The 18,187-nt window shown below is 48.9% G+C and carries 16 protein-coding genes; 11 read left to right on the top strand and 5 right to left on the bottom strand.

Features of this window, described 5'->3' with window-relative positions:
* Window positions 1-528: 528 nt before the first annotated feature.
* From ACKFKF_RS29200 to ACKFKF_RS29190, 3 genes are read left to right on the top strand one after another with little or no spacing between them, the layout of a single operon-like run.
* Window positions 529-1,212, top strand: coding sequence for a hypothetical protein (locus ACKFKF_RS29200; RefSeq protein ID WP_446870883.1), 684 nt, complete (start codon window positions 529-531; stop codon window positions 1,210-1,212).
* A gap of 10 nt (window positions 1,213-1,222) precedes the next feature.
* Window positions 1,223-1,771: a hypothetical protein gene (locus tag ACKFKF_RS29195; RefSeq protein ID WP_446870882.1), complete on the top strand. Its 549-nt coding sequence runs from the start codon at window positions 1,223-1,225 to the stop codon at window positions 1,769-1,771.
* Entirely contained in the window at window positions 1,768-2,190 is a 423-nt protein-coding gene (locus ACKFKF_RS29190; protein ID WP_446870881.1) for a HEPN domain-containing protein, read from the top strand. Before ACKFKF_RS29195 ends, ACKFKF_RS29190 begins: the two co-directional genes overlap by 4 nt.
* A 245-nt stretch (window positions 2,191-2,435) precedes the next feature.
* Here ACKFKF_RS29190 and ACKFKF_RS29185 read toward each other — a convergent pair whose 3' ends face one another.
* Window positions 2,436-2,705 carry a YciI family protein gene (locus tag ACKFKF_RS29185; protein WP_446857008.1) on the bottom strand — a complete coding sequence of 90 codons (270 nt, stop codon included), beginning with the start codon at window positions 2,703-2,705 and terminating at the stop codon, window positions 2,436-2,438.
* A 35-nt stretch (window positions 2,706-2,740) separates the two neighbouring features.
* Window positions 2,741-5,233, bottom strand: coding sequence for a phenylalanine--tRNA ligase subunit beta (gene pheT, locus ACKFKF_RS29180; protein ID WP_446870880.1), 2,493 nt, complete (start codon window positions 5,231-5,233; stop codon window positions 2,741-2,743).
* Window positions 5,234-5,890: 657 nt separating this feature from the next.
* Between pheT and ACKFKF_RS29175 the strand changes: the two genes are divergently transcribed.
* The 5 genes from ACKFKF_RS29175 to ACKFKF_RS29155 all read left to right on the top strand — a co-directional run bounded on the left by ACKFKF_RS29175 (window position 5,891) and on the right by ACKFKF_RS29155 (window position 10,883).
* Complete coding sequence (locus ACKFKF_RS29175; RefSeq protein WP_446857010.1) at window positions 5,891-7,498, top strand: protein kinase domain-containing protein; 1,608 nt, start codon at window positions 5,891-5,893, stop codon at window positions 7,496-7,498.
* A 399-nt stretch (window positions 7,499-7,897) separates the two neighbouring features.
* The gene (locus ACKFKF_RS29170; RefSeq protein ID WP_446870878.1) at window positions 7,898-8,560 is read left to right on the top strand and encodes a TIGR00266 family protein; all 663 of its coding nucleotides are present in this window, start codon (window positions 7,898-7,900) and stop codon (window positions 8,558-8,560) included.
* Between the two features lie 39 nt (window positions 8,561-8,599).
* Complete coding sequence (locus ACKFKF_RS29165) at window positions 8,600-9,277, top strand: TIGR00266 family protein (RefSeq protein WP_446870877.1); 678 nt, start codon at window positions 8,600-8,602, stop codon at window positions 9,275-9,277.
* Between the two features lie 41 nt (window positions 9,278-9,318).
* On the top strand, window positions 9,319-10,017 hold the full coding sequence (locus ACKFKF_RS29160; protein WP_446857013.1) for a TIGR00266 family protein: 699 nt from the start codon (window positions 9,319-9,321) through the stop codon (window positions 10,015-10,017).
* Window positions 10,018-10,028: 11 nt separating this feature from the next.
* Window positions 10,029-10,883 carry a M48 family metallopeptidase gene (locus tag ACKFKF_RS29155; protein WP_446870876.1) on the top strand — a complete coding sequence of 285 codons (855 nt, stop codon included), beginning with the start codon at window positions 10,029-10,031 and terminating at the stop codon, window positions 10,881-10,883.
* A gap of 464 nt (window positions 10,884-11,347) precedes the next feature.
* On the opposite strand, the gene ACKFKF_RS29150 is transcribed toward ACKFKF_RS29155, so the two are convergent.
* Window positions 11,348-12,337, bottom strand: coding sequence for a glycosyltransferase family 2 protein (locus ACKFKF_RS29150; protein WP_446870875.1), 990 nt, complete (start codon window positions 12,335-12,337; stop codon window positions 11,348-11,350).
* 532 nt (window positions 12,338-12,869) lie between these two features.
* Between ACKFKF_RS29150 and ACKFKF_RS29145 the strand changes: the two genes are divergently transcribed.
* Window positions 12,870-13,052, top strand: a complete 183-nt coding sequence (locus ACKFKF_RS29145) for a hypothetical protein (RefSeq protein ID WP_446870874.1) — start codon at window positions 12,870-12,872, stop codon at window positions 13,050-13,052.
* Window positions 13,053-13,061: 9 nt separating this feature from the next.
* On the opposite strand, the gene ACKFKF_RS29140 is transcribed toward ACKFKF_RS29145, so the two are convergent.
* On the bottom strand, window positions 13,062-14,114 hold the full coding sequence (locus ACKFKF_RS29140; protein WP_446857017.1) for a molybdopterin-dependent oxidoreductase: 1,053 nt from the start codon (window positions 14,112-14,114) through the stop codon (window positions 13,062-13,064).
* Between the two features lie 361 nt (window positions 14,115-14,475).
* Here ACKFKF_RS29140 and ACKFKF_RS29135 point away from each other — a divergent pair, with 361 nt between their 5' ends.
* Complete coding sequence (locus ACKFKF_RS29135; RefSeq protein ID WP_446870873.1) at window positions 14,476-15,918, top strand: protein kinase domain-containing protein; 1,443 nt, start codon at window positions 14,476-14,478, stop codon at window positions 15,916-15,918.
* 262 nt (window positions 15,919-16,180) lie between these two features.
* Complete coding sequence (locus ACKFKF_RS29130) at window positions 16,181-16,435, top strand: hypothetical protein (protein ID WP_446870871.1); 255 nt, start codon at window positions 16,181-16,183, stop codon at window positions 16,433-16,435.
* Here the strand turns inward: ACKFKF_RS29130 and malQ are convergent.
* The gene (gene malQ / locus ACKFKF_RS29125) at window positions 16,362-17,897 is read right to left on the bottom strand and encodes a 4-alpha-glucanotransferase (RefSeq protein ID WP_446870870.1); all 1,536 of its coding nucleotides are present in this window, start codon (window positions 17,895-17,897) and stop codon (window positions 16,362-16,364) included. The genes ACKFKF_RS29130 and malQ overlap by 74 nt on opposite strands.
* Window positions 17,898-18,187: the final 290 nt, after the last annotated feature.

The raw sequence follows: 18,187 nt of genomic DNA, 5'->3' as shown, positions 1-18,187 counted from the left end.
ACCTATCTCGGTACAGAAGTGTTTTTAGAACCGCTCACCGACTGGCGAAAAGCAATCCAATCCGTCGGCGGCAAGATCTCCAGAACTCTACCCGGCGAACTGTTTCAGCTTTACAAAGTGACCTTCTGAGTTTGGGAACGTGGACTGATGGAGTGGCGATCGCAGAACGTTCTGATTCCCCCTCAACTAAATTTTTCTCACACTGGGAAATGGCATTGATTCGGTAGTCAGACCTTTGGCAGTACACAATCTATCGAATCGTTATACCTTTAACGCATAACCCTGATTTCTGGATGGGTAGAAATGGTAATGCGACTATGACTAATCGATGTTAATTTGGTGGTTGAGCCAGAGAAAGCAGATACTTTCAAGTGGGCCATCCAATTACAGCATCTTTTGGATTAACTTGCGGTTAGGTCACCGCTAGAAGCAGCTATTTTTGAGCGGTGTAGAGCGGCTTTGAAATGTTTGGAGGGTCTAAAGTCGCTGTCACGGATCAAAAGTTAAAGACGAGATAACGAGAGTAATATGCCTGATTTGAACATTCCAGAAGAATACCTTCGAGGAGCTAAATCCCTGATTGACGTTGAGGATGAAGTCTTTAGGGCGATCCTGAATGCTATCAGTAAAGTTTCCCCCGCATCCAGCGTAGAGGCAGCGGCGATCGCGTTGGCGGCTGAAGTTAAGGGAATCGACCTCGAAAACTTGGAAGAGATTACTCAAATGGTTGTTTCCCTCCAAATGCATTTGAATGGAAGGGGGGGTGCGTTCATAGACAACCTTGTTATGACGCTAGAAACTGATCTTTTCGATTGTGAAGAGACTTCTGACTATTCCGATGATCAAGTAGCTCGGTTCAGAAGACGAATTCATGAACTACTGAGAGCAGATGGGATCTTTAGAACCATTGCTAAGACATTGGAGTTACGTATTGAGAGTGAGCGAATTCTCGCGGATGCCCGTATCGTGACTGATGCTCGTCCGATTTTTCAGGATGAAGTAGAGCGGGGGATAGTTGCTATGTTTGCGACGCACACACTGAGAATTACGTATCGCGATGCGACAGGACAGAAAGAATTTTATACAGCGCTGGATCAATCCGGCTTAGATGTTCTTCTTGAGCAGATTCTAAGAGCTAAAGAGAAAACACAAGCGATCCGGTCTATGCTGGAAAAAGCAAGTATCCCTTATCTAGAGCCATACACAGACTGAGGATAAAGCTATGGTAACGAACAGAAACGCAAAGTATCCTCAAGTAAAAGGCGCGTCTAGAGGCGATCAATTTTTGTTCTGTGGGAAGGAAGAGGTCTTGCTGGCTGCAAGGAAGATCCCTAAATCTAGCGAGGCTGGCATTAGAGCGCTGTCAAAGCTGACAAACATAGGAGCTAGTCTAATTTCGATAGCTGAGAAAAGTTTGGCACTTCAGCAAGTCCCGCGCTCAAGACTCAATCTTGCCAGTATTCTTGACAAATATTGGTTAGAAGACCGTAAAACTGTACTGGCATTCTTGAAAGAGCATCAGGATGTAGCTAATTTTTTAATTGAAGCTCATAAAAAAATTGGGGAGTACTTCTCTAGTAATCTTCTCAAATTGCGCGTTTCTCAAGATCCAGAAGATTCTCAGCTTAAACTGCTTGTTCTATCTGTTGTAGCGAAATCAGGTGAGGTCGAGCAGATTTACGAGAAATTTACCGCTTTAGAAGATGCAGTGTTTCTGAATGACTCTTTTGAGGTGAGTACTCACTTATGCATCAAATTGGATTTTGAATGAGCTTCGATTGGACAAGTTACTTAACCGTTGCACAAGCGTTGTTTGATGAAGCCGAGTTATGTAGGGATAATCCAGCGAAGTTGTTGCTTTGTGAAGCACAATATCGTTGCTGCGTTAGCAGATCCTACTACTCGGCTTTTTGCAGTGCAAGGAATTATCTAATCAATATTGAGAAAAATGTTGAACTTACTGAATGTAAGGATTCCAGCGTTCACGCAACAGTGATTCGTGTTTTTCAGGAAAAAGGAAAACGGAATGGAAATTGTCTGACGATTGCGAACATTCTCAAGCGGTTAAGGCTTGATCGCAATAGTGCAGACTACAACGATGAATGGAAGGAACTGAAGCCACTCTCGTCGCAGGCAAAAATCGTTCTCAAGGATGCGTTATGTGTATTGAAATTGTTGCAAAAGTTGTAAGAACTCATTTAGCAGAAGCATTTTTGTAGCTGTTTTTAAAAAGCCAAAACAGCCATTTCTTTAACGTGAATTCGATGAGGTTTTTTTGCTTCGTTCTTCAGCGCTTCTGCCCCCCAACCCCCCAAAATTGGGGGACTTTTAGACAAGATTTTGGGTTCAAAGTCCCTCACTCGTGGGGGATTTAGGGGGCTACCTGGATTCACAACCGCAGCGAAAGATTTCATCGAATTCACGTTTCTTTAGGCTTAGATCGCTTGAATCCATTCTTTTACGTCGTATTCTGTCCAGATGCCGTTTTGCCAGTAGGGGTCAGACTCGACTAACTGACGCACTGTTGCTTCATCGTTAGCTTCGTAGAGCGCAAAAACTTTGGTGACATCTTTGGTAGGCCCGATCGTCATCAACACTCCAGTTTCCTTTTGCTTCGCCAAGCCATCTAAATGAGCCTGACGGTAGGGTGATCGCTTTTCGAGAACATCCTCACAGTAGCTTCCCCACATCACATACTTGGGCATGGCTCTAATTCCTAACTTGATTCCTAACTTGATTCCTAACTTCTCAGTTCTACGCGAAATTTTTCGACTAGTGCTTCTCGGACTTTTTGATGCACTGGCTCGATATCTTCATCAGTGAGGGTGCGATCGTCCGCTCGATACACCAACCGAAACGCCAAACTACGCTGTCCTTCTGGAACCCGATCGCCCCGATATTCATCAAACAAGGTCACCGATTCGAGCAGTCTGCCGCTGGCTTTGACCATCGATCGCTCCAAGTCAGCCACCAACACATCGGTAGACACGTAGAAAGCCAGATCGCGATCGGACGGCGGATAAGTTGAGTAAGGCTGAAAAATGGGAATCAGCGCTTCGTCTTGATCTAACTGGTCGATCGCCACATTCAAATCTAGCTGAAAGACGTAAACCTCATCGGGCAGATCGCGTTCTTGACGCAATTGAGGATGGAGTTGTCCAAAGGTTCCCAATCGATTGCCCCGCACCCACAGAGAAGCTGTCCGACCCGGATGCAGGCGGGGATCACGGCGATCGGGCTGATATTCCACCGCCAATCCGACTCGCTTAAAGACCGCATCCAGCAAGCCTTTTGCCTCAAACCACGTCAAAGGCTGCTCGCGTCCACTCCGAACCCATTTGCCCTCCGTTGGGTCGCCCCCCAAAATCCCGGCGATGAATTCGGCTTCAGTCAATCCGTCTTCTTCACAAAAGAACACATGCCCCACTTCAAAACCATTCAGCGCCCCGTTGCCCTGCTCTAAGTTGTACTGAAAAGCGGTGATCAAGCCAGCAATCAAATCAGTCCGTAGAGCAGAATATTCAGTGAACAAGGGATTTGCCAGCACGACTTCTCGATCGGCTCCCGGCTTGCCCAGCGAGTAGTGAATTAGCTCCGTCAAACCTGCTCCTCTCAAAGCTTCGCGAAGTTTGCGGGTGATCACCTGTTCGATCGACAAAAATCCCGGTTCACTTTTGGCAGGCAACGTGTCACAAAAATTGTCGTAGCCATACAGCCGCGCAATCTCCTCGATCAGGTCAATCTCCCGCTCCAAATCTCGACTGCGGTAGGGCGGAACGGTGACATTCCAGACTTCCGGCTTATTTGTGGAAGCCAGTTGACAGCCCAGCGCCGTCAGGGTTTTCTCAATATCTTTGACCTGAAGATCGCCCAGTTCCTCTCCTAAATCCACCATGCCCAACACTTGATTGACGCGCTCTAGCCGCAGGGCGATCGTCCGAGTTTCATCCTGACGCGCATCGGCCTTTTCTTGAGCGACCACCGCTCCACCCGCGAGTTGTGTAATTAGCTGTAAAGCTCGACGACAGGCAGTTTCTAGCTCTGCCACATTGACTCCCCGTTCATACCGCGCCGATGCTTCCGTCCGCATCCCTTGAGAACGCGCCGATCGCCGAACGATCGCCGAATCAAACAAAGCCGCCTCCAGCATCAAATTCTGCGTTCCTTCGCCTACTTCGGTGTCGGCACCTCCCATCACACCCGCGAGGGCCACAGGGTGATTGTTTGCGGTGATCACCAGCGTTTGTTCTTGAAGCGTTCTGGTTTGTCCATCTAGCGTCTTCAGCGATTCACCCGACTGAGCAAACCGGATTCCAATTGCCAGCTTCTCACTTCCTGCAACCGACATTAATTGATCGCCATCAAAGGCATGAAGCGGCTGTCCCCATTCCAACAGAATGTAGTTGGTCGCATCGACAACGTTACTGATCGGACGAATGCCTGCCGATTGAAGGCGCTGTTGTAGCCATAGAGGAGAAGGGGCAATTTTTACGCCCTCGATCGCCGTCCCAATATAAGTCGGGCAAGCCTGAGAATCTGAAACCTTGACCGCTAAATTGCCCCCAGATCGAATCGTCGGCTCCGCCGCTTCTGGAAGTCTCAGCGTGGCTCCCGTCAAAGCGGCCACTTCTCGCGCCACCCCAACCATACTCAACGCATCCGCCCGATTAGCGGTCGAAGTCAGATCGAGAATGACATCATCCAACCCTAATAAAGGACGCACATCGCTGCCAACGCTCAGGCTTTCTGCACCAGAGGTGTTCGCGTCCTCAAAAATGTGAATTCCCTCAGATTCCTTAGTCAACCCCAACTCTGACAGCGAACAGATCATACCCTCCGAGGCAACGCCCCGCAGTTTGGCTGGCTTGATCTTTAGATCAACTTTGGGTAAATAAGTGCCCAACGTCGCCACCGGGACATAAACGCCAGCCCGTACATTAGCCGCACCACAGACGATCGTAGACGGCGTTCCCGCTCCAATATCAACCTGACACACACTCAAGCGATCGGCATTGGGATGAGGATCTCGCTCCAGCACTTTACCGACGACGACCCCATTTGCCCAGGTGCGTCGGTCTTCAATCTCTTCGACCTCAAACCCCGCCATCGTCAGCCGATCCGCCAACGCCTCCGGAGTCAGAGAAATATCCACGAGTTCGCGCAGCCAGTTCAAAGAAATACGCATGTAGCTTGCTTTTGATGTGCCAATTTGACCGATGTCAATCTGAATCATTCTACCGCTCAAGGAGGGAGCAAAGCGGAATTTTGCAGACTCGTCCCGATCGATCTATTCATCCTCAGTCAGTTCTAAAGTGACGTTACTTTGTGAACTGTCAAGCCTCGATTATTTAAAGCGGAGCAAAATAAAAAGACCTCATTGAATTTGCTGACATCCTTCCAAAATAGACCCCTGCTTTTGAGCCGGCCCTATTGAAAATAAAGTCAACTTTCTCTAACCGTGCGGAAATTCGCTTGAGTGGAAGTATTCATTAATAGATGACGGAAGCAAGTGATCGAATGAGGAGCACGATCGTCGCCCAGACTGCCAGAACGACACAACTTTAACCTGTGTTATCTAGGTGACTTTCTGCTCCTAGCGATTGCCTTTAAGATCTCTAATTACCAAAAACCAGCCAATCACTGGAGGAAAGTTCGCGGTATGGTTGTTTGCAGACCCTAAATTTCTGGGTATTCTCTATGATTAGGAGTCTTCCTAAAGATGGAAATCTGAATATCGTCAAATCCTCACTACCTAAATCACCAGCAAGCAACTTTAGCAATTCTTCAAAGATTTGCGGCACAATTCACACTACTTTATATCGTCCATGCCCAGATAATAAGGGTAGGGTAGCAATATCCCAGTAGTCACCACCAACACGGGTAATGCCGAATGAGCTACTGCCTGAATCCACTCTGTTCCCATCCTGAAAATCTACTCCACGCTGAACTGTGTCAGGCTTGTGGTTCAAAGCTATTGCTCCGCGATCGCTATCGAATTCTACATGCATTGGGTCAGGGCGGCTTTGGGGCTACTTTTTTGGCGCGGGACGAATCTTTGCCCGGACAGCCTAACTGCGTGATCAAGCAATTGCGCCCGACGGCGACGGCTCCCCATGTGTTGGAAATGGCACGAGAACTCTTTCAGCGAGAAGCCGAAACCCTGGGTAGAATTGGCAATCATCCCCAGATCCCTCGCCTGCTTGACTATTTTGATGCCAGCCAAGAATTTTATCTAGTTCAAGAATATATTAGTGGGGCAACCCTTCAGCAAGAGATTAAGCGATCGGGACAGCCTTTTAGTGAAGCTGGGGTCAAGCAGTTTCTCAGCGAACTTTTGCCTGTTCTGCAATATATTCATAGCCATCAAGTCATTCACCGTGACATCAAGCCTGCCAATCTGATTCGGCGATCGCACGATTGTAAACTTGTCCTCATCGACTTTGGAGCCGTCAAAAATCAGGTCAACGCCGCCTCTGCAAGTCTCTCTGAACAGACTGCTTTGACTTCTTATGCGATCGGCACTCCCGGCTTTGCCCCACCGGAGCAGATGGCGATGCGTCCGGTCTATGCCAGTGATATCTACGCGCTTGGTGTTACCTGCATTTATCTACTCACCGGAAAGTCGCCCAAGGATTTGGATTACGACCCCGCAACGGGTGAACTCGTCTGGCAAAAGCAAGTCCAAGTCAGCGATCACTTTGCCAGCGTCTTAAAGAAAATGCTGGAAGTCTCGGTGCGTCACCGCTATCAAAACGCCAATGATATCTTTCGGGCGCTGGATTTGGAGCCGTATCTCGACAGCCTCGCCAACAGTATGAATAGCGTCAATCCCAGACCCGGACACCGGGGGATTGAGCGATCGGAGCCTGACTCCCAGCCTTCTTCCTCGCCGGCCGCTCGTGCTGCGATGGCCATCCGCGCTCGACAAAGCCGCACTGAATCGACTAGTTTGCAGTCGGGTGCTGCTCGCAATCGGGTCATGGCCGCCAAACCTTCGGGCATGGGCACCAAAAATCGCGACTCTAGCGGGCGGACGGGCACCTCTGGAGAACAGACAAAAGCACCTCAAAAGCTGGATTCTCAGAGCCTACAAAGCTACTACAGCAAGGGCAAGCGCGATTTTGCCTCCTATGATCTGGCAGCGCTGATTTTGCCACGGGTCAACTTATCAGGAGCGGTCTTTCATCAGGGAAACTTGAGCCGGGTCAACCTGCAAGGGGCAAACCTGTTGGGCACAGACTTTGGGCGGGCAAACCTCGGTCGAGCCAATTTGCGAGATGCCAATATGATTAAGGCTTATCTTAATAATGCTGATTTAGAAGGAGCCGACCTGCGGGGGGCCGATCTCAGTGGTGCCTATCTGCTCAATGCCAACCTGCGGGGAGCCAATCTTTGTGGGGCTAATCTGACTGGGGCAAAGCTCACCCCCGAACAGTTGGCGATGGCTCGAACGAATTGGATGACGGTCAGACCGTCTGGAAAGCGGGGGATTTGGTAGGGATGAGGGAGAACTTTGTTCTGTTGCACGAGGAAGTATCCCTCTTGAATCACTTTGGAGCAGGGTGGTTTCGTACACCAAAAGGAAACCCGGAAGCCTGATTGTTCAGTCTCTGCGAACACTTTGTGGCGCGTAGCGTTCGCAACTTTGAGCGAACCTCAACGAAGGAATCAAAAATCCTCACTATTTTTTCCTTGTATGAAACCACCCTGGGGAGAAGGGTTGGGATGAGGGCGAATTAGTTGCACATCGCAAAGGCATCCTAAAAAAGAAGGTCTGATCTTCTGCAAATTTATGCGGAACGATCGCCCCTTTTCTGGTTGCTATCAACAGTCGTGATCAGTGCAAGCGATCGGGGCACACTGACGACAAAATAACCTTCATCGCAGGGAAATCGCTGTGAGATACGATATCCGCTACAAGCCCGCTTTTGCTGCTGTCTTTGTCACGCTCAACCCTGGAGAAAGCCTAACCGCAGAATCAGGAGCCATGGCCAGTATGGCAGCCCAATTGTCAATACAAACTGAGTTTTCGGGTGGCTTGATTCCAGCCCTAGTCAGAAAGTTTTTTGGGGGCGAGTCTTTGTTTGTCAACAAGTTTACCAATCCCACTCAAAAGCCTCTGGAATTGGTGCTAACGCAGTCGATGATCGGCGACATGCTGGCTTTAGAACTGAAAGGCCGCGAAATTTGCTTTCAACCCGGTGCCTATATTGCCCATGCCGGAGGCGTAAAAATGAGCGTACATTGGGCAGGGTTTTCGAGTTGGCTGGCGGGTGAGGGATTGTTCAAACTCAAGTTGAGCGGCAACGGACTCGTTTTCTTTGGAGCCTACGGCGGTCTGACCAAACAGCAGATCAAAGGTGATTTTATTGTCGATTCGGGGCATCTCGTGGCATACGACCCTGGCATTCAAATGAAAGTCGGCTTATCAGGTGGTCTGATTGGCTCCGTCACCTCTGGAGAAGGGCTGGTGAATCGGCTCTCTGGACAAGGAGAAATCTACCTTCAATCTCGCAGTATTGGCGGGCTGGTGCGGTTTTTGCGAACTAAAGTGCGTTAGCAATTCGTGTCTGATCGACCCACACATTTAAGGAAACCCATGCAAGTCGAAGTTTTACATCAACCCGATAGTTCGATCGCCAAAATTGATCTCGATCCTCAAGAAGAACTGGTCGCCGAAGCCGGATCAATGGTTGCCATGAGCGGATTTTTCAACGTCAGCACCACGCTCAGAAAGGGCAAAGGCGGCGGACTGTTGGGCGGACTCAAACGGATGGTGGCCGGCGAGTCGCTATTTTTGAGCGTGTTTCGATCGGGCACCAGCGCAGGTAAAGTTTATCTAGCCCCCAAGCTAATTGGCGACATTCTCCCCTACCAACTCACCTCCACCGGATTGATCGTGCAATCAACAGGCTACCTCGCCAGCACACCTGGAGTCGATATAGAACTGGGATTCCAAGGCTTCAAGTCCGTCTTTTCGGGCGAGTCAATTTTCTGGCTCAACGTCACAGGTCAGGGGCTAATTCTCCTCAGCTCGTTTGGCGGCATCTACGAAATCGAAGTCGATGGCGAATACATTGTCGATACCGGTCACATCGTCGCCTTTGAGCAAAGCCTAAACTTCTCCATTACCAGAGTCAACAAAAGCTGGCTAGGCACCCTGATGGGCGGAGAAGGTCTAGTCTGCCGCTTTCAAGGCAAAGGTCGCCTCTTCTGCCAAACCCACAACCCCAGCGCATTTGGACGCACGATCGGCAGTCAGCTACCCGCCCGCTAATCAACCTACGTTCTCCCTCATCCCTCATCCCTCATCCCTCTATGTCCAACCCAATCGCCTACGATATCCAACACGCTCCCGCGTATGCCTCTTTGAAACTCAAACTTCGACCTGATCAAACCGTCCTCGTTGAGTCAGGTGCCCTGGCCGCAATGGATAGCTGCATTCAGATGAAGTCCAAAATGCAAGGCGGACTGATGAAAAGCCTGGGTCGCATGATAGGCGGCGAGTCCTTGTTTGTCAGCGAATTTACCGCCAAGCAGCGATCGGGTGATCTCTTGGTTTCCCCTGGCGTACCGGGCGATCTAAAACACTATGCTCTCAACGGCAATGCTCTGATGGTGCAGTCATCTGGATTTGTGGCCTGTAGCCCAACCGTCACGCTTGACACAAAATTTCAGGGTATGAAAGGCTTTTTTAGTGGCGAATCGCTCTTTTTGATTAAAGCCAGCGGCACGGGTGATCTCTGGTTCAGTTCCTACGGAGCAGTTCTCGAAATTCCGGTAGACGGCTCTTATGTTGTGGACACGGGCTATGTTGCCGCCTTTGAAGACACGTTGAGCTATCAGGTTGAAATGATGGGTGGCTTATCCTTTAGGGGACTGAGAACCGGACTCTTTGGCGGGGAGGGGTTAGTCTGTCGCTTTAGTGGCAAAGGTCGCTTGTGGGTTCAGTCGCGTCACCTGCATCAGTTGCTCAACTTTTTGCAGCCTTTTCGACCTGTCAAGAGCAATAACTAACCTGACGTGCTATGCCTCCAATCAAACTTGCCCCTGGTACGGCCGCTTACAGCGATCGCAATCCTCCCCCATCAAGCCCCCAACTGCTCAAACTGGCGGCTTTGATGTTCAGCGTTATTTTGGTTGGCTTTTGGTCAATGTCAGCGCTGGTGAATGCGATCGTTTGGTGGATTCCGCCTAGTGTCGAGCAGAGACTGGGAGCGCTGATTGTCCCAACTTACGAGAAACTATCTCAACCTTCGCCCACTCAAGACACCCTCAACCAACTGCTCGATCGCCTCAAAGCAAAACAGTCCAGCGATCAAAAACGCGATTATCAAGTTTTATACATTCCAGAACCAACGATCAATGCAGCAGCTATCCCTGGCGATCGTATTCTTATCTATCAGGGGTTACTCAAAGAAGTCAAATCTGAGAATGAGTTGATGATGATTTTGGGACATGAATTGGGACACTTTGCCCATCGTGATCACCTTCGGGGAATTGGACAGGGATTACTGCTACAGTTAGCATTCTCTGTCTTTGTGGGAGATGCCGGATCGTTGCAGTCGATCGCCACTTCTAGTGCAGTTGCACTCAGTCAAGCCAGATTTTCTCAACGCCAAGAAACGCAAGCCGACGAATTAGGTCTGACCCTGCTGCAAGCCACTTATGGACAGGTCGCCGGAGCCACCGACTTTTTTGAGCGAATGGGGCAAAAAGAACGATCGCACTTAACCGCAATTTTGGCCACCCATCCCCCCTCCAAACATCGAGTCGCACATTTACAGAAACTGATTCGATCGCGAGGCTACACCATAGGAGAACGATCGCCCTTACCTGCCTCCCTTGTCTTCAATGGAAACAATTCAACCCCTAGCCGTTAGGGTAAAAAACGTTGCTGAATCAGGGAATGAATTGCCCCAAAGCGGCGGAAACCCCAAGGTTCAAAGTTCCCCAATTTTGGGGATTTAGGGGGCGAAAAGATGGACACTTCCCACGCATTCATCCCTCCAATCAGCAACGCCGGGTAAAAAATCTCCGGGCTTTCTAAATTTACAACTGCAACCTATCAGGTCGAGGAAACTTTAGACATGGAACTGAAGACGTTGGACATAGGAAGAATGCTCCATAAGTTCCCCCGCTTATGAAAGACATTGAACCAGAAGTCTCCTCTGAAAGTCTCTAGAATTGGGAGGTTGGCGGGTAGAAGTCTTAGACAGCGAAGTGAGGAAACTTTATCCAAGTGAGGTTCCGTTTAGCGTTCAATTTAGCGTCCTCCGTCCAATGTTCAATGTCAAACGTCTAACGTCTTTAGTCCGATGTTCTTTGCTGATTGTATGGCGATCGTTTAGAGAGAATCTGGATGTCGTTTGAGCAGTCCGCATTTGAGCAGTGCTGTGATTTTTCCGGTGAGATAGTGTCGATCGTTTTGTCTTCTCCGACTGAGAAACCACTGAGCATATCTGACTAGACTTTTGACTAGCGTTACCAGACATTCCCACAAATTGCTGTTGGTTTTGGTCTGCATAAACACATAGGTTGCCCCTTCTGAAATCAACCGCTTTTCTAAAAAGTTTTGGGTTTGTCTACTGAGAGGAACAGGATGGTGAACAATGCAGTTTGGGTTATATACAATGTCGAACCCGTTTTGTTGTAACCGTAAAGCAAACTCAGCATCCTCTCCATAAATTTGAATGCCTCGACTTACATTTGGCCCCAGACTTTCATCAAAACCAGAGAACTTTTCTAGCACCGATCGATAGACCGAGTAATTGACCCCTGCTGGCAAATTTTCGGCTTGATACAGGCTCAACTGATCGCCCTGATCGTAGGCAGGCAGAAGATATTCCCACTTTTCAGGAATGCTCCAGTTAGCATTTTTTTGCTCATAGGATGGAATAATTTTGCCCCCCAAAACACCAATTTTGAGATGCGTCTGAGAAAAAGTGCGCTGAATGGTTTCTAACCACTGTGAATCGACTTGAGCATCATCATCAGTGAAGGCAATAATTTCGCCAGATGCATTTCTCCAACCAATATTTCGACTTCTAGAAGCGCCCGACCCTTCATCTTTGAGATAGCGTACTTTGCCAGACTGAATGAACTTTGATAGAGCGTTGTAGGTCAAATCATTCTTACTTTGATCGACGACAATGATTTCAAAAGGCTGAACCGTTCCTGCAAAAATTCGTTCGATCGCTTCACCGATCGTTTCTGCTCGATCAACTGTAGGAATCACTACTGAAACTTTAGTATAAATACTGAGCTTCTCCTGGCTGAGACCTTGACTCACTCCCGTTTCCTCACCCATCATGACTTTTCGGACGTATACCTTCATTCCACTTTATAAGGAGAAGCCTGAAGACACGGAGCGAAGACGGTGATTTCACGCAAATTATATAAAGATTAAGTTCTTGATTTCAGGGGAACTTCGTAGGTGGCGATCGTATCGCGCAATTCTATACCTTGAGGATTAGTTAGCATAGATAGTGAATAGCTATCCTGTTTGAGTTGTGAGAATTTGGTCGTTAGGGGTTAGCCGTCAATCAAAGGCTAAGAGCCTGCCCTTTGAAGACTTTCACAAATGATTCAAGATTGCTACATAAGAGAACTTCTAATGACCCGCAGATAGAAGGTGACCAATAGAAGAATTGGGCGTTGCTGATTGGAGGGATGAATGCGTGGGAAGTGTCCATCTTTTCGCCCCCTAAATTCCCCAAAATTGGGCGACTTTGAACCTTGGGTTTCCCGCCGCTTTGGGGCAATTCATCCCACGATTTAGCAATGCCGAAGAATTGATATCTTGACGGCAATATCATCTTTGCAGAAAGTTTTCTAAGTCGCCGATCGGCAGTCCTTACCTCAAACTTATGAAGTATCAATGGACAGGCAAAATGACCGTCAGGCTATTGGCATTGATGGCGATCGTAGGCACCGTTTCGGCTATCGTCCTAGTGCCATCGTTTCAGCCAACGGTTCCAAGAATTAACTCAGTGGCTCCTTTGCGCCTCGCTGGGGCTAGAGATTATCAAAACTGGCGGCAAGTGAGTTAATTCTCAATTCTAAGCGTCTAGTGTGACTTGAATTTTGAGAATGCCAGAACTGCCGTCTTTGCCGTCTTTGTCTTCTAAGGGCTGCTGTTGGCGATCGGAGGTTGCCCGTGCGAGTAGCGTATATTTTCCAGGCTGGTTTGGTTGCCAGAGATAGCGCCACAGCGTCCATTCGTGAGGAGAATCGGGACGGTTTTGATCGGTGGGTTGCCAGGTTTTGCCTTCATCAAGACTGAGTTCGATCGACTGAATGGGCGCAGATTTGTCTAACGCGACTCCGGCGATCAAAACGCCTTTTTGCCAACCTGTTTCACCGTCTCGGCTGAGATTGACCTGATGGTGACGATTCCAGACCCGCGTGTTTTGCACCTGACGCATCAGCGAATGGGTCGGAATTTCTGCGGTATTTGACCAGCCTTGATGCTCCCAAAAGCCTCGCTTTGAGGTCGTCAACGCCTCGATTTCGACCAGCCATTTTGGTTGTTTTTGCCCAAAGTGTCCTGGAATCAAAATGCGAACCGGATAGCCATGTGCAGCGGTCAGAGATTGACCATTCATCTGATGGACGAGTCGCACATCGGGACGGAGCACCTCTGAAGCTGGCAACGTGGTTTCATAAAAATCGGCTCCCTTTAAGGCAAACTCGATCGCTGCCTGATCAATTCCAGCTTTTTGCAAAAAGGGTAAGAGCGGCGTTCCTGTCCATTGGGCGTTGCCGATCAGATTGCCGCCTGCGGGATTGCCAATACATTCCATCGTCAGATAAAACGATTCCTGCGGAGCCTCAAGAATTTCCTGAAAATTGAGGACGATCGGCTGTTTGACGGCTCCGGTCAGTTTGAGTTGCCAGGTTTCAGCGTCTACCCTTGATGCCAGCGCGTAGGACTGCACATAAAATTCACTCAATGGCGTGATGATGTGATCAGGTAGGCGATCGTTAGGATTGAGCAAATTGAGGAGAAACAACGGGTCGATCGCTTTCGACTGACAACCGCCCAAAAAGCTGGCAGCGATCAGTCCTCCCGAAGTTTGTAGAAGCTGTTTGAGAAGTTGGCGGCGTTTCACGGGCAGGCTTGTTTCTTAAGGTCTCTTCATTGATTGTCCAACATTCCTGAGACGACATCGAAGCCGAGTGCAAAAAGCGCCCCTTTCTGCTGACGCTACTCAAAAACCAATGGTAAATTTGGAAAGCGTTATTCTAATTAGACGTGAATTTGATGAGATTCCTCGCTTCGGTACTTAAATTTTCTGCCCCCCAAGCTGCCAATTTTAGGGGACTTCAAGACACGTTCTAAAGCTGCAACCCCTCGTGCATATCTCGAACAGCAGGAAGTAAACAATTTCATCGAATTCACCTTAAATTAGACCAAATCCTAACTGTCAAAAATCCGCCAGCCGTTTCATCCCTCATCCCTCATCCCTTCTTATGCAGTCACCGCTTCCCACAGGCACTCTGATTCAAAATCGATACCGCGTCGATCGCATCCTGGGACAGGGCGGATTTGGCAGAACTTATCTGGTGCAAGACACTAATCGGTTTAATGAACCCTGCGTTCTCAAAGAGTTTGCGCCTCAAGATCAGGGAGTGGCGGCGCTGCAAAAAGCCAAGGATTTGTTTACGCGAGAGGCAGGGGTGTTGTATCAGCTTCGTCATCCTCAGATTCCCCGTTTTCGAGAATTGTTTGAGGTACACACGGTCGATCGTGACTTGTTGTTTTTGGCTCAAGATTATGTCGAGGGCGAAACCTATGAGACGCTATTGGACGATCGTCAGCGAGGCGGATTTACCTTTAGCGAGGCCGAAGTGGTCACCCTGTTGCAGCAGATTTTGCCCGTGTTGACCTACATTCATACGATTGGGATTATTCATCGAGACATTGCGCCTGACAATATTATTTTGCGATCGCACGATCAGCAGCCTGTTCTCATTGATTTTGGGGTTGTCAGAGCCATTGCCAACCAGCTTTCTCAACCCGTTGCGTCCCAGACGCTCGTTGGTAAGCCCGGTTACGCCGCCCCCGAACAACTCCAGACAGGTAAAGCCAATCCCAGCAGCGATTTGTATTCTCTGGCGGTGACCTGCATTGTGTTGCTGACGGGACGCGACCCCAAAGACTTGTTTGATCCCGTCACTTTGAATTGGACTTGGCAGCGCTATGTCAGCGTTTCGCCTCAGTTTGCCGACGTGATGAATCGTTTGTTGAATTATAGACCCGGCGATCGCTACCAATCCGCCCAGGAGGTTTTACAGGTTCTTCAGCCACACCTGGCGCAGCCCGTTCAGTCTCAAGTGTCTTCTCTGACGCAGCAAAATACGATCGCATTGGTGGGCCGCAGACGACAAACCACGGTTGTGAATACTCATCCGTCTAGAGATGCTGGAATTAATATTTTTCGATTTCCAATGTGGGTTCTCAGCAGTACCGCTTATATGACGGGCGCAATCTTCAAAGGAATTTTTGGCGTTGTCAGATTTACTGTTTTTGGCGTTCTCAAAATTGTTTATCGAGTCGTTGTGTTTGGGGCGGTGATTGGGGTTCTCGTGTGGGCGGTGCCGCGATTGTTGAATGCGGTGCCTAAACTAGCGTCTTCGTCCAGTCCGGCTAAAATTCCGTCAGCAGAGCAGCGTCGAGGCGACTATCTAGAAACCCGCTGCCGAGAACTGGGGCTGGATTACAGTGAGTTTGTGCGATCGGTCAACGAAAAGTTTTACGACAAATATCCCGATCGTCGGGGCAAGCTGTTGAGTGACGACCAAAAAGACAAAGCGCTGCGAGACGAATGGTACGCGATCGCTCAAGAACTTCTAGAAAAATCAGCGAAGCCGGGCGGCGGAAATCTACTTAAAAAAGTAGCCGAATCGTCATAGTTTTGAATCACTTAAGGCAACGTGAATTCGATGCAAGTTTTTGGCTTCGATAGTCAGCGCTTCTGCCTCAAACCCCATAATTCTGGGGAACTTTTGAGCAAGATTTCCGGTTCAAAGTCCCTCACTCGTGGGGGATTTAGGGGGCTGCCCGCATTCATCACCGTAGCGAAAAATTTCGTCGAATTTCTATCACAACAGTTTTTCGCCCAAAGCAACCTCTGGGTCAACCTTGTCCTGTCCAAATTACCAGATTCTAGAAGCTATGACATATCGAGATCAGCTTTCGCCGTGGTGCATTATTCAAAAACTGGCCAATTTGCAAAACATTGCCGTCGTTCGGTTGCGTCGTCGCGGGGAAGCCGAAGACTACCTCAAAGCGCTGACTCGACTGAATCCTCAAGGTGATTATGAGATTATCTTTGACCTGTTGGATCGATCGCAGCCTACGCTTCCTCCTCCTCATCCGCAGACTGAACGACGACGGGAGCGCGTCCATTCAAATGAGTCAGCTTTTTGAGCTTGTAACTCACTTCAGAATTGAGCGCCTCGCCTCGATAGCGCCAGCCCCAATTTCCCGTTGCCGTACTTGGGAAATTCATTCGCGCATTGGTGCCCAGACCGAGCAAATCTTGAAGCGGGATGAGTGCTTGATTGGCGATCGATTGCAGTGCCAGACGAATCAAATCCCAATGCACCCCATCTGGACTGATACAGCCAAGATAATCATAAAGCTGCTCTTTTTCCCAATCGGATGCTGAGTCATACCAACCAGCCGTTGTGTCATTGTCGTGCGTTCCGGTATAGACCACACAGTTGCGAACAAAATTGAACGGCAAAAAGGGATTTCCAGGGTCAGAACCGAAGGCAAATTGCAGAATCTTCATGCCAGGGAAATCAAAGCGATCGCGCAGCGCATCCACTTCTGGGGTAATCACGCCCAAATCTTCGGCCAAAATCGGCAACCTGCCCAACTTCTGATTGAGCGTCTCAAAAAAGTATTCGCCTGGGGCTTTGATCCACTCGCCATTCATCGCAGTCTCTTCGCCCTGGGGCACCGCCCAATACGCCTCAAAGCCACGAAAATGATCAATCCGAATCAGATCCACATAGTCGAGCATGGCTTCAAAGCGCCGAATCCACCAGGAAAAGCCCGTTGCTTGTAGATGCTCCCAGTTGTAAACCGGATTGCCCCACAGTTGCCCCGTCTCACTAAAATAATCGGGAGGAACGCCCGCCATCATCGCCGCTTCGCCCGTCTTTTCATCCAGGCTAAAATTCTCAGGATTGGCCCACACATCAGAACTATCGTGAGCCACATAGATGGGGATGTCACCAATGATTTGAATATTGCGATCGTTCGCACACTTCTTGACCTCAGCCCACTGTTGAAAAAACTCAAACTGAACATACTTGTAGAAGTAAACTTCAGCATTCAGCCGTTCGCGAGCCTCGACCATTGCATCGGGTTGGCGTTTGGCTAATTCAGGCTTCCAGGTGTGCCAGCTTGTACCGCCGTGGTCATCTTTCAACGCCATAAACAGCGCATAGTCTTCTAGCCAATAAGCTCGACTGTGACAAAAATCGGCAAACTTTTGCTGCTGTTCGGCTGTCGCCTGAGTTTTGAACTGATTGCAGGCTTTGTGTAATAGAGGCAGCTTGAAAGCAGTGACGCGATCGAAATCTACCCAGTCGATCGGGAAATCGGGTACGTTCCACAGATCCGATTCTTCGAGCCAGCCTTGATCTTGCAGCACTTCGAGACTAATCAGAAAAGGATTTCCAGCCATCGCCGAGTAAGACGAGTAGGGAGAATTGCCATACCCAGTCGGCCCCAACGGCAACACCTGCCAAAACTGCTGCCCACTATCGACCATAAAGTCTACAAATTTCTGAGCTTCTGAACCCAATTCGCCAATGCCAAACCGTCCAGGAAAACAAGTGGGGTGCAAGAGGATGCCGCTAGATCGAGGGAAAGGCATAAAAGATGAAGGATGACAATAACCTCAGAACTCTAGCATGAGACGTTTCTTTGCGAATCGGTCGGGTGAGAGAGAATTTGGAGGGATGAGGGATGAAAGAATTGTTTCTGGTGGTTTGGGGAATTGTTAATAGTTCTCGTTGTTCTTGGCAGACTCAGTAGATTGCAAATTGAGGTTATTTTGTCGATCGCTTAATTTCAATTCCCATTTGTGTATTGATTTTCCCTTCTTTTTAAAGGCTACCGTGTATACACAAGTCGATTGATCTGTACTTGCCGTAATCCTTCGCC

The sequence above is a fragment of the Phormidesmis sp. 146-12 genome, from assembly GCF_052939495.1.
The sequence above is the reverse complement of the archived record's forward strand: the minus strand, read 5'-3'. Positions and strand labels throughout refer to the sequence as shown.